Annotated in this window: 9 protein-coding genes and 1 pseudogene; 7 read left to right on the top strand and 3 right to left on the bottom strand. The window is 73.4% G+C overall.

Going from position 1 to position 11586, the window contains the following annotated elements:
• From AC08OJ_RS11960 to tatB, 3 genes and pseudogenes are all read left to right on the top strand, one after another.
• A pseudogene (locus tag AC08OJ_RS11960) lies at positions 1–237 on the top strand (anti-sigma factor family protein); the annotation flags it as partial.
• A gap of 1280 nt (positions 238–1517) precedes the next feature.
• Entirely contained in the window at positions 1518–2846 is a 1329-nt protein-coding gene (locus tag AC08OJ_RS11965; protein WP_476593514.1) for a S1C family serine protease, read from the top strand.
• A gap of 67 nt (positions 2847–2913) precedes the next feature.
• The gene (gene tatB, locus AC08OJ_RS11970) at positions 2914–3453 is read left to right on the top strand and encodes a Sec-independent protein translocase protein TatB (RefSeq protein ID WP_476593515.1); all 540 of its coding nucleotides are present in this window, start codon (positions 2914–2916) and stop codon (positions 3451–3453) included.
• 130 nt (positions 3454–3583) lie between these two features.
• Here the strand turns inward: tatB and AC08OJ_RS11975 are convergent, their stop codons facing one another.
• Positions 3584–4726, bottom strand: a complete 1143-nt coding sequence (locus AC08OJ_RS11975) for an Mrp/NBP35 family ATP-binding protein (protein WP_476593516.1) — start codon at positions 4724–4726, stop codon at positions 3584–3586.
• 304 nt (positions 4727–5030) lie between these two features.
• On the opposite strand from AC08OJ_RS11975, the gene AC08OJ_RS11980 reads away from it, so the two are divergent.
• On the top strand, positions 5031–5519 hold the full coding sequence (locus AC08OJ_RS11980) for a MarR family winged helix-turn-helix transcriptional regulator (protein ID WP_476593517.1): 489 nt from the start codon (positions 5031–5033) through the stop codon (positions 5517–5519).
• Here the strand turns inward: AC08OJ_RS11980 and AC08OJ_RS11985 are convergent.
• Together AC08OJ_RS11985 and AC08OJ_RS11990 are read right to left on the bottom strand one after the other, a co-directional pair.
• Positions 5503–6372 carry a PHP domain-containing protein gene (locus tag AC08OJ_RS11985; RefSeq protein WP_476593518.1) on the bottom strand — a complete coding sequence of 290 codons (870 nt, stop codon included), beginning with the start codon at positions 6370–6372 and terminating at the stop codon, positions 5503–5505. The genes AC08OJ_RS11980 and AC08OJ_RS11985 overlap by 17 nt on opposite strands.
• Positions 6373–6441: 69 nt before the next feature.
• Entirely contained in the window at positions 6442–7884 is a 1443-nt protein-coding gene (locus AC08OJ_RS11990) for an aldehyde dehydrogenase family protein (RefSeq protein ID WP_476595759.1), read from the bottom strand.
• Positions 7885–8145: 261 nt separating this feature from the next.
• Here AC08OJ_RS11990 and gabT point away from each other — a divergent pair, with 261 nt between their 5' ends.
• The 3 genes from gabT to AC08OJ_RS12005 all read left to right on the top strand — a co-directional run bounded on the left by gabT (position 8146) and on the right by AC08OJ_RS12005 (position 11469).
• Positions 8146–9573 (top strand): 4-aminobutyrate--2-oxoglutarate transaminase, encoded by a 1428-nt coding sequence (gene gabT / locus AC08OJ_RS11995; RefSeq protein ID WP_476593520.1) that lies wholly within the window; start codon positions 8146–8148, stop codon positions 9571–9573.
• Positions 9574–9748: 175 nt separating this feature from the next.
• The gene (locus AC08OJ_RS12000) at positions 9749–10393 is read left to right on the top strand and encodes a DUF6758 family protein (protein WP_476595760.1); all 645 of its coding nucleotides are present in this window, start codon (positions 9749–9751) and stop codon (positions 10391–10393) included.
• A 95-nt stretch (positions 10394–10488) separates the two neighbouring features.
• The gene (locus tag AC08OJ_RS12005) at positions 10489–11469 is read left to right on the top strand and encodes a diacylglycerol/lipid kinase family protein (protein WP_476593522.1); all 981 of its coding nucleotides are present in this window, start codon (positions 10489–10491) and stop codon (positions 11467–11469) included.
• Positions 11470–11586 lie beyond the last annotated feature (117 nt).

Below are 11586 nucleotides of genomic sequence, written 5' to 3' on the forward strand. Positions count from 1 at the left end.
CCGCACCGCCGTCCCACCCCCCGGACCAGCATGCGGCGAACCCTCCTCGGATCCGCCGCGCTGATGCTGCTCGCCGTCGCTGGTACCGCCATCGCCGACGGCCAGGAGAGTATCCAGACACCGGGACCCGTCGCGGTGCCGACGGTGTCCTCGGTCGTCGCCCCGGGCGTTCCGAACGGCGTCCCGGGCCGGCTCACCCCGATGTTCGCCCCGGTCCGGGCGTCCTTGCGCCGTTGATCGTCCGCCCGTTCGAGCCGACCGGGCGAATTCGGGCCGATCCGGGCGGATACGTTCCCCGTCGGCCCGGTCGGGGATGTTCGAACGGGGGTATTCGGACGGGGTAAGCCGTCCCGGGTACCCGGAGGCGGCTGGGGCCGTGAGCTCCGGGGTGTCGCCCGCTCCGCCTCCCGGCGCCAGGCCCTGGCTGGTCGCCTTTGTCCGGCTGTCCGCCCTGGTCGCCGCCGGAAACCGGCGGGACGCATCTTTCCGGTACCTGAAAGACATTTTCTGAGTGTTCTGGAGGAGAGGTCTCGTCTGGCCTGATGTGAGGCTTTACCGTGTTACCCGCTCGGACGCGTCGCGCGTGCTTTCCAGGACGGAACCGGTCGTCGGCGTTCCGCCGTGCCGTGCGACGAGCGAATCGGGGAGGACGTGTGGACGTCAGCGACAACGAGGTGCCTGTCGCGAGCGTGGAACCGGTCGACCCCCCCGTACGGCCCCGACGTCTCGAGCGGTCATCCACGATGCGGTCGGTTCCCGCCGGCCCGGGCCACCGCGCCGATCCTTCCTGCCCCGGCGCCCGGCGAGCCGCGGACCGCGCCGACGCGGCGCCTCCTGCCACCGACGGCGAGCCGCAGACCGATCAGGCCAGCGGCCGGGTCGCGGCGGCGCGCGACGCGACGACCGTCCCCTCGACCGGCGGGACGATACCTGTTAGTCGGCTCCGCCTTCCCGCCGCGTCCCGGCCCAGCACAGCCGGCGGTGCCGGGCCGCGGGTACAGCCCGGGGTGGTCGTCCCCGTGCGGCCGTCGGGACCTGTGCGGCCGTCGGGACCTGTGCGGCCGTCCGGGTCGGAACCGGCGGCCGGGACACGCCGTCCGGAATCGCCTCGTACGGCCTCCACCACCGCGATGACCGGGCCGGCGGCGGAGGAGACCCGGCCCGACCGGCGACCCACGGCCGCCAGGACGCCGGGCACGGGTAGCCCGGCGGCACGCGCTCCTGAGCCGGCCCCGGGAACTCCATCGGCTGCGGGGCCATCGGCTGCGGGGCCGCAGCCGCGGCCCACGGCCCGCGAGGGTGCGACGCCGGAACCCGGGGCGGCGCGGATTCCGGTGCGTCAGCCCGCCCGGCGTCCGCCGACCCTCCCACCCAGTGAGGACAGGCCCGGCTCCGCCCCCGGAGGGCATCGCCACCCCCGGCATTCCGGGCGGGTCGAGGGGGCCGCCGCCGCGACCGACCGCGGGCGCGCTCCGGCTGACGGGAACCCGCGGGAGCCGTCGAGAGACTTGCCGACAGTGACCGCGGTGCGTGGCTTCGGCACGCAGCCGCCGGCCCCACCACCCGCTGCGACGGGCTCCCCGCGGGCGTGGTGGCCGACCTCGACGCCGTATCCGCTGCCCGCGGACTCCGGCGGCGGCTCGAACGGCACGGCGGTCGCCGTGCCGTTCGCCGGCGTCCTGACCGGCCGTCCCGCGCCGCGGGGGCGCCTGGTCGCGCCCGGTCGCCCGGTCGTTCTCGGTCACCGGGTCCTCCTCGCGAGCATCCTGGTCGCGGGTCTGCTGGGCGGGGGGATCGGTGCGCTGCTCGTCTCGATGACCGAGCGCGGCAGCGACCGGCAGGCGTCGGCGGCCCTGCAGGTCGGTACCGCCGCGCCCAGCTCCGACCGCAGGTCGGTCGCGTCGATCGCCGCGACGGCTCTGCCCAGTGTGGTGACGATCGACGCCGGTGGCGGGGGGGCCGGCGATGCCGCGGGCACCGGCTCCGGGGTGATCATCAGCCCGGAGGGGTACATCCTGACGAACAACCACGTCGTGGCGCCCGCGGTCGCCGCCAGAACTCCGATCTCCGTGCGCCGCTACCAGGAGTTCGGCCAGGTCCAGGCCGACCTGGTCGGGCGGGATCCCAAGACTGACCTCGCCGTCCTGCGCATCCCGGCCCCGCAACCCCTGCCGGCGGCGGCGCTCGGCCAGGCCGGCTCGCTGGTCGTGGGAGCGCCGGTGGTTGCCATCGGGGCGCCGTTCGGCCTCGCTGGCACCGTGACGACCGGCGTTGTCAGCGCGCTCGACCGCAATCCCATGGTCCCGGCCGAGAGCGGCACCGACCCCACGGTGCTCATCGGGGCGATCCAGATCGACGCGGCGATCAATCCGGGCAACTCCGGTGGTCCGCTGCTCGACGGCCTCGGCCAGATAGTGGGGATCAATACCGCGATCGCCGCGGTGCCCGGCCATGAGTCCCAGAGCCAGAGCGGCAGCATCGGCGTGGGGTTCGCCATCCCGATCGACTTCGCCCGCTCGGTCGCTCAGGAGATCATCTCGACCGGCCGGGCGACCCACCCGTACCTCGGCGTGTCGGCTGCGACCGTCACCGCCGGCCAGGCGAAGGCCACGGGGACCACGCCGGGTGCTCGCATCGTCAACCTGGCGCCCGGTGGCCCCGCCGAGCGCGCCGGGCTGCGCGTCGGCGACATCATCACGCGGGTGGGCACCAGGGTCATCAGCGGGATGAATGACCTCATCGTTGCCGCCCGGCTCCACCGGGTAGGTGACCGGGTGCCGGTCGCCTACGAACGCGCCGGGGCCACCGCGACCATCCAGCTGACACTGCAGGAACAACAGCGCTGAGCTGCAGGCATCTTTTCGTTGCCCGCGAGCTCCTTGCCCGTAACACCGGGAGAGGTACGCTCAGCGCGTGTTCAACGGTGTCGGGTGGGGTGAAGTCGTCGTCTTGCTCCTGATTGGGCTGTTCGTCTTCGGCCCGGACAGGTTGCCCAAGGCCGCCAGGGACGCGGGACGCGTGCTGCGTCAGCTGCGCCAGATGGCCAACGGCATGCGTAACGATCTCAGGTCCGAGCTGGGCCCGGAATTCGCCGATCTGGATATCCGGGACCTGCATCCCAAGACCTTCGTCCGCAAGCACCTGTTCGAGGACGATCCGGTTCTGCCGCCATACCTCACCAAGCGGACCTCGCTCGACTCGCTGCTCCTCGGTGACGATCCGCCCGCGGTGCCGTCACTGACCAAGTCCTCGCTGCCGAGAGATCCCGCGGCCAAGGACCCGGCTCGTCCCGGCGCCGAGGCCGCGGTCCCGGCGGCGCCGCCCGGTCCGGTGTCTCCCATGCTGTCGAAGGTCTCGCCGAGCAAGGCCTCCGCCGCCCGGGGCGTGCCGGCGCAGCCGGCACGGAGCGACGGCCCGGCGACAGAGGTGCCCTTCGACTCGGACGCCACCTGAGCCGACCCGACGCCACCTGAGGTTCGGCGCCGCCGTCGGCTCGAGGACCCGCCCCGGTGCGGGATCAGCCGGGGCCGGGCTCGCGTCGATCAGGCTGCGCGAACCCGGACGGCCGGCCGATCGTAGGTGTTCAGCGCCCCACCGGCGTGAGGTTGAGGCTGCGTCCGGCGAGCCCACGGGAGCGGTAGGTGAGCCGGCCTGCCACCGCGTCCAGGGCCTTGCCCGCCTCGCTGTCCGGCTCGCCGATGACCAGTGGCACGCCGTTGTCGGCGCCTTCCCGGAGCCGGACGTCTACCGGGATCTGGGCCAGCAGCGGTACGTCATGACCGAGCACCCTGGTCAGCCGCTCGGCCACCGCCGCCCCGCCGCCGGAGCCGAACACGTCGACCCGCTCGCCGCAGTGCGGGCAGGGCAGCCACGCCATGTTCTCGACGACCCCGACCACGTTCTGCCGGGTCTGCACGGCGATGGTCCCGGCCCGCTCGGCGACCTCGGTGGCCGCCAGCTGCGGGGTCGTGACCAGCAGCAGTTCGGAGGACGGCACCAGCTGGGCCAGAGAGATGGCGATGTCACCGGTGCCGGGCGGCAGGTCGAGGAGAAGGACGTCCAGGTCACCCCAGAAGACGTCCGACAGGAACTGCTCCAGGGCACGGTGCAGCATCGGTCCGCGCCAGGTCACCGGCTGGTTGCCACGCGTGAACATCCCGGTGGAGATGACTCGCACCCCGTGCGCCTGGGGCGGCATGATCATCTTTTCGACCTGGGTGGGCGGGCGGTCGATGCCCAGCATGCGGGGCACGGAGTGCCCGTAGATGTCGGCATCGAGCACACCGACCGACAGGCCCGAACGGGCCATCGCGGCGGCCAGGTTCACGGTGATCGAGGACTTGCCGACGCCGCCCTTGCCGCTGGCGACGCCGTAGACCCTGGTGGTCGAGCCCGGTTGGGCGAAGGGAATCGCCTTGGGGGCGTTGCCCCCCCGCAGTTTCGCGTGCAGGGCACCGCGTTGCTCGTCCGACATGACCTGCAGATCGACGCGGACCTCGCGGACGCCCTTGACCGCGCTGACGGCTCGACTGACCCGATTGATGATCTCGTCGCGCATGGGGCAGCCGGACACGGTGAGCAGGATCCCGACGTCGACCGAGCCGTCGTCGAGCACGCGAACCGACGAGACCATGTCCAGCTCGGTGATGGGACGACCGATCTCGGGATCGTGCACCGTCGCCAGAGCCGACTGGACCGCGTCGGGGGAAGGCCGGGATAGGGACAAGGGAAACCTCAGTCACAGGTTGGTATCAGGTGCGGCCCGCCGGGCCGCCTGTGGGTCCACGATAGCCCGCGGGGGACGTGACGGTGCCGGCTCACAATCCCCGTCTGCCGTGTTCGGCGGACCGGGGAGCGTGCCCCGCCCTGTCGGCTTCACGACGGGTGCGGAGCGTGCCCATCGCCATGACCAGGGGTGATTGTGTCCTGGTATGTGCCTGGTATGTGTCCCGGTGACGGAGGCGGCTGCTTGGGACGGTTTTGCGGGCGGGCCGCGACGTAGGCTGATCGTGCGGGGGCGGGAGGACACGATGGCAGTCGAAGAGATGTTCGGCGCCAGCTCCGAGACCGGCGAGGACTGGGTCGACGAACATGGGATGCGGGCCTGGCGTGAGCTGCTGCACTCCCATGCCCACGTGACCCGGGTCCTCGAGGCCGAGCTCGAGGCGGCTCACCGGCTTCCCTTGGCCTCGTACGACGTGCTGGTCCAGCTCGCCGAGGCCCCGAACGGCGAGTTGCGGATGAGCGAACTCGCCCAGGCGGTGCTGCTCTCCCGCAGCGGTCTCACCCGGTTGGTCGACCGGCTGGAACGGGAGGGACTGGTCGCCCGGCACGTGCTCTCCCACTTCAGCCGAACCGAGCAGGACCTGCTCGCCGAGCTGCTGGGCCGGCTGAGCCCGCCGAGGCCGGGTGGCAACGGCCGGGGGCGGCGCGGACGCCTGAGCGGCCACGGCCTGCCGGCAACCGCACCCCGGCCGGCACCCCCGCCGGCACCGTGGCCGGTCATCCGGACGCGATGATCGGGACCGCCCCCCGCGCGGCGGAGACCAACGCCTCGTAGGCCTCCCGGGAGGTGGTCTCGGCCCCGAGCCCCTGAGGCTTGCTGGCGCCGTGGAAGTCACTGGAACCGGTCGCCACCAGCGAGAGCTCGGCAGCGAGGCCACGTAGCCGGCGCCGCTCGACGGGTAGGTGATCGGGGTGATCGACCTCGAGGCCGGTCAGGCCCGCCTTCGCCATCGCCTCGATCACCTCGGGACCGACCGTGACGCCGCGCCTGCTCGCGAACGGGTGCGCGAACACGCTCACCCCGCCGGCGCCGTGGATGAGGCGAAGCGCCTCCCAGACGTCCGGCTGCTCCTTGCCCGCCCAGTACGGTCCGCCCGCGCCGATCCACCGGTTGCTGAACGCGGCCGCCACCTCGGGGATCAGCCCGGTCTCGACCATGACCGCGGCGATGTGGGGCCGGCCCACCGTGCCGGCCGCCAGCTCCAAGACCCGTTCCCAGCGCACCGGATGCCCGTCCGCGGTGAGCCGGTCGACCATCCGACGGGCCCGGGTGGCGCGATGTTCTCGCACCCGGGCCCGGGTCGCCGCGAACGCCGGCTCGGCCGAGTCGAACAGGTAGGCCAGCACGTGCAGGGATACCCAGGCACCTGCTACCTCGACCTGGCAGGAGATCTCGGCGCCCGGCACCAGGGTCAGCCCGGCCGGCAGGGCCGCGGCCGCGCGGCCGATGCCCGCGATGGTGTCGTGGTCGGTGAGCGCGAGGACCGACAGGCCCTGCCCGGCCGCGAGCCGGACGAGGTTCTCCGGTGACTCCAGGCCGTCCGAGGCGGTCGAATGGGTGTGCAGGTCGATGGCCACCCGCTCCATAATGCTTCATAGTGGCAGCTTTTCGCCGCGCGGCGATGATGTGGGCGGCGGGCGGGCGGGAGGTGAGGCCTACAGGTCCAGATCGGTCAGGACCAGCACCCGCTCCTCGGTGAGGTCGGTCATGGCCGAGCGGACCCCCTCCCGCCCGATGCCGGAACCCTTCGTCCCACCGTAGGGCATCTGGTCGGCCCGGTACGACGGGACGTCGCCGATGACGACCCCTCCGACCTGGAGCTCCCGGTGGGCGCGGAACGCGGTGGCCAGGTCGTGGGTGAACACCCCGGCCTGCAGGCCGTAGGCGCTGTCGTTGATCCGGGCGAAGCCCTCGTTGACGCCGTCGACCGCCGCCACGACGATCACTGGGCCGAAGACCTCCTCGCCTACCACCTTGGCGGTGAGCGGAACGTCGGTCAGTACGGCCGGGCTGAGACTCGTGCCGTGGCGCGTCCCGCCGCAGACGACTGTCGCCCCCGCCTCGACGGCCTCGATGATCCACGCTTCGACCCGTTCCGCCGCCGCGACGTCGATCAGCGGCCCCACGTCGGTGGCCGGGTCGGCCGGATCCCCGTCGTGCAGCGCCCGCACGGCGGCGACGATCTCGGCGAGCAGCTCGTCGATGATCGTGCGGTCTGCGTAGACCCGCTGCACGGCGATGCACGACTGGCCGGCCTGGTAGTTGGCGAACAGGGCGATGCGGCCGGCGGCCCGGGCCAGGTCGGCGGGAGCCGCGTAGTCGGCGGCGACCAGCACCGCCGCGTTCCCGCCGAGTTCGAGGACCACGTGCTTGCGGGGGACCGCGTCGCGGATGGACCAGCCCACCGGGCCGGAACCGGTGAAGGACACCACAGGCAGCCGAGGGTCTGCGACGAGCGGGCCGAGGCGGTCGTTGGGGATCGGGAGGACCGACCACGACCCCTCGGGCAAGCCGGCGTCGGCGAGCAGGTCGCCGAGGAACAGCGCCGACAGCGGCGTGCGCGGGGCCGGCTTCACGATGATCGGCGCGCCGACCGCCAGCGCCGGCGCCACCTTGTGGGCGACCAGGTTGAGCGGGAAGTTGAAGGGGGTGATGCCCAGCACGGGCCCGCGGGGGAAACGCCGGGTGAGCGCGAGCCGTCCCTCCCCGGTGGGATCGGTGTCCAGCCTGGTCAGCTCTCCGGCGAAGCGCCGGGCCTCCTCCGCCCCCCAGCGGAAGGTGGAGCTCGCCCGGGCCACCTCGGCACGCGACCAGGTCAGCGGCTTACCGCTCTCCGCGGTGATGAGACGGGCCAGTTCGTCGCCCCGACGGGCGATCTCCTTCGACACGGCGGCGAGCGCGCCGGCGCGGACGTGGGCCGGCAGCGCCGCGAACGCTGGCGCGACCGCCGCCGCGGCGGCCACGGCCGTCTCAACCTGGTCGGGGTCCGGCTGCGCGACGACGGCGACCTCCGCGCCGTCGAACGGGTGCCGGACGGTGGTCGCCGCCGGCCCGGTGGCCGGCTTGCCTGCCAGCCAGAACGGCGTCGGCTCGCTCATCGCACGGATGACCGGTCGGCGCGGGCGGCCGTCGGGCCGCCTGCCGTCGGGCCGCCTGCCGTCGTCATCACCATCGAGCTCATTCTAGGCGCCCGTGCGGGCGGGGTGCCGGCGGCGCGCCCGGTCCCGCCCGAGGACCACCGACCGGATCCCGGCGGCGGGGGACGATGGCCAGGCCAGGCCAGGCCAGGGCCGCGGCGCGGATGGCCGTGGCCGTGGACAGGGTATGTGCGCAGGCAGACGATCAGGTAGGAGCCGACGATGACCATTCCTAACCAAGCGGCGACCGGAACCGGCCTGCCCGCCACCGGCGGCCCGCGGCTGCCCCAGGAGCTGCGTCTGTACACCGAGATCCCCGGCCCGCGGTCCCGGGCACTCGCCACGCGTCGCGCCGGCGCCGTGGCCCGCGGGGTCGGTGAGACCTTCCCGGTCTACGCGCACGCGGCGGGCGGCGGGGTCGTGGTCGACGTGGACGGCAACTCGCTCATCGACTTCGGTTCGGGGATCGCGGTGGTCAGCGTCGGCAACGCCGCGGACGAGGTCGTCGAGGCCGTGCACGAGCAGATTGGCCGGTTCACCCACACCTGCTTCATGGTGACGCCGTACGAGGGCTATATCGCCGTCTGCGAGGCGCTGAACCGGCTGACGCCGGGTACCCACGAGAAGCGCTCGGCATTGTTCAACTCCGGAGCGGAGGCCGTCGAGAACGCCGTCAAGATCGCGCGTAGTGCGACCGGCCGGGACGCGGTCGTCGTCTTCGAGCACGCCTACCATGGCCGGACGAACCTGACGATGGCGATGACCGCGAAGTCGATGCCCTACAAGAGCGGGTTCGGGCCGTTCGCGCCCGAGGTCTACCGGATGCCGCTGGCGTATCCCTACCGCTGGCCGACCGGTCCCGACCGCTGCGGGGAGGAGGCCGCCGAGCGGGTGATCGAGCTCGTGCGGGACGAGATCGGAGCCGCGTCCGTCGCCGCGATGGTCATCGAGCCGATCCAGGGGGAGGGCGGTTTCATCGTCCCCGGGACCGGGTTCCTGCCCCGCCTCGCCGAGTTCTGTACGGCTTCGGGGATCGTGTTCGTGGCGGACGAGGTGCAGACCGGGTTCGCCCGGACCGGGACGATGTTCGCCTGCGAGCACGAAGGTGTCGTCCCGGATCTCATCGCCACCGCCAAGGGCATCGCCGGCGGCTTGCCGCTCGCGGCCGTCACCGGCCGTCCGGAGATCATGGATGCCCCCCAGGCCGGCGGGCTCGGCGGCACCTACGGGGGGAACCCGGCGGCCTGCGCTGCGGCTCTCGCCGCGATCGACCTCATCGAGTCCGTGGGCTTGGCCGGCCGGGCCCGCCGGATCGGCGAGATCGCCCTGCCCCGCCTGCACGCGTTGCGCGAGCGGTACGACTTCGTCGGGGACGTCCGGGGGCGGGGCGCGATGGTCGCCCTGGAGCTGGTCCGGGGCGCCGGCGACGACAGCCCGGACAAGGTTCTCACCGCCGCCGCGGCCGCGGCCTGCCATCGTCGCGGCCTGATCGTGCTCACCGCGGGCACCTGGGGCAACGTGCTCCGGCTGCTGCCACCGCTGGTGATTGAGGAGTCGTTGCTGCTGGCCGGCCTCGATCTCCTCGACGGGGCGTTCGCGGAGCTCGCGGCGCGCCGTCAGCCTCCCTTCCCGGCCCGCCCGGAGGCGTGACGGAGGGCTGGAGGGTGACGGAGGGGTGGCGCACCCGGCTGTTCGGCACATCTGCTCAGGTGGGGCGATTGCGGGTGGAAACCTGGTGGGGCGATTGCGGGTGGAAAGCCGAGGGCATACCGGTGCCGGAGTGCCGATGTTCGGCGACATCTCCACCTACGCCAGGAGGCGCCCGGTGACCATTGCTGCGGCCTGCCCGCGCTGTCTCGGACCGCTGCGTCCACCCGATCTGTGGAGCAGCCAGTGGCGGTGTGACGATCACGGGGAGGTGAGTCCCTACCGCACTGCGGTGTCGTCGCGGGAACAGGCGCTCCACGCGCTGTCGAGGACCTCGACGGTCCCGGTCTGGTTGCCGCAGCCGATGCCGGTCCACTGGTACGTCAGCGGTGTCGGCTGGGCCGGTGACGAGCGTACCGGGCCGCGTGCTACGGCAGTCGCCGCCGCCGGGCCCTCCCCGTTGGGCGGGCCGGCCGAGATGGTGCTTGTCGCCGAGGCGCCTCGGGTGGGACTCGGCGCCCGGCTCGCGGGCATCAGCGGTCCCGATCCCGAACCGCTGCCCGGCGTACCGGAGGCGAAGGTCGAGGCCGCCGGGCATCCCACGGCGTTGTGGCCGCTGGTCGTATCCCCCGATCGGGCGGCGTTCGTCGGGGAGGCCCGGGGGGTGTGGCTGTGGCTGGTGCTCTGGCCGGCCGACGCGGCCCTGCTCCTGCTGGAACACCTCGTGCTGCGGGACCTGCGCGACGATCCGCAGCTCGGCGGGCGGTCGTTCTTCGGCGCCTCAAGCCAGCATCTGTCCGCGGGGTCGCTGCCCGGGCGGTGAGCCGCCATGGTCACGGGATTTCGGTCACGGAACCCCGGCCCCGGAACCCCGGCCGCTGGGGGACTTTGGTGCACCCGCCCGTAAGCTCGCTCACCATGACGGACGCCGCTGCCTCCCGCACACCCTTCTGGGGAAGCCTCGGTACGGTGGCGCCGCAGCCGGTCCGGGTCGAACCCGCCGAGGTCGACCGTTACCGGCTGGCCGTGATCGTCAACCCGAGCGCGGGTCACGGGCGGGCGATGCGGATGCTCGACGGCGTCCGCGCCGAGCTCGCGCGCTGGGCACGGGACGTCCGGGTTACCCCGACCCGCGACCTCGCCCATGCGGACGATCTCGCGGCGGCGGCCACCGCCCAGGGCCGGGTCGTGGTCGCGCTCGGGGGCGACGGCCTAGCCGGCGCGGTGGCAGGGGGGGTGGCCCGCTGCGGCGGCGTGCTCGCGGTGCTCCCCGGCGGGCGCGGCAACGACTTCGTGCGTGGTCTCGGCCTGCCCCGCGACCCGTGCCGCGTCGCGGCCGGGCTCGCGCACGCCCGGGAACGCCGGGTCGACCTGCCCGAGGTCGGCGGCCGGCCGTTTCTCGGGATCGCGAGCGTCGGCTACGACTCCGACGTCCAGGTGATCGCCAACCGGGCCCGGTGCCTGCGCGGCCAGCAGGTCTACACCTACGCGGCGCTGCGGGCGCTGGCTGCCTGGCGCCCGGCGCGCTTCACGGTGACGGTGGACGACCTCGCACCTCGGGACCTGGTCGGGTGGACGGTCGCGGCGGCGAACTCGGCGTATTACGGCGGCGGGATGCGGTTCGCCCCGGGGGCGGACATCGCCGACGGGCTGCTGGACGTCCTGCTGATCTCGCGCACCTCCCGCCTGACGTTCCTGGCGCTGTTCCCGCGGGTGTTCTCCGGGCATCACGTCGACACCCGGCACGTGCGGGTGCTGCGGGCCCGGCGGGTGCGCGTCGAGGCCGACCGGCCCTTCGCCGTCTACGCCGACGGCGATCCGCTGGCGTCGCTGCCGGCGGAGATTGTCGTGCGCCCCGGTGCCCTGCGGCTGCTCGTGCCGGTTATTCCGGGGTCCTGAAGCCGGATTCCGGCGCCGGGCGGTCGGGTTCGGCCGCGGTGGGTTCGGCCGGGTCCGCGGTCTCGGGCCTCGGCGTGGTCTCGGGGGTCGCATGGTAGTCGATGCGGCCGGCTGCCT

It is taken from the genome of Frankia sp. CgKIO3 (assembly GCF_977946435.1).

Bases quoted from the DNA above. Each gene is read 5' to 3' on its own strand.
- AC08OJ_RS11980 (WP_476593517.1), top strand. From the start codon at position 5,031: ATGGCAGTCGAAGAGATGTTCGGCGCCAGCTCCGAGACCGGCGAGGAC.
- AC08OJ_RS11985 (WP_476593518.1), bottom strand. From the start codon at position 6,372: ATGGAGCGGGTGGCCATCGACCTGCACACCCATTCGACCGCCTCGGAC.
- AC08OJ_RS11990 (WP_476595759.1), bottom strand. From the start codon at position 7,884: ATGAGCGAGCCGACGCCGTTCTGGCTGGCAGGCAAGCCGGCCACCGGG.
- gabT (WP_476593520.1), top strand. From the start codon at position 8,146: ATGACCATTCCTAACCAAGCGGCGACCGGAACCGGCCTGCCCGCCACC.
- AC08OJ_RS12005 (WP_476593522.1), top strand. From the start codon at position 10,489: ATGACGGACGCCGCTGCCTCCCGCACACCCTTCTGGGGAAGCCTCGGT.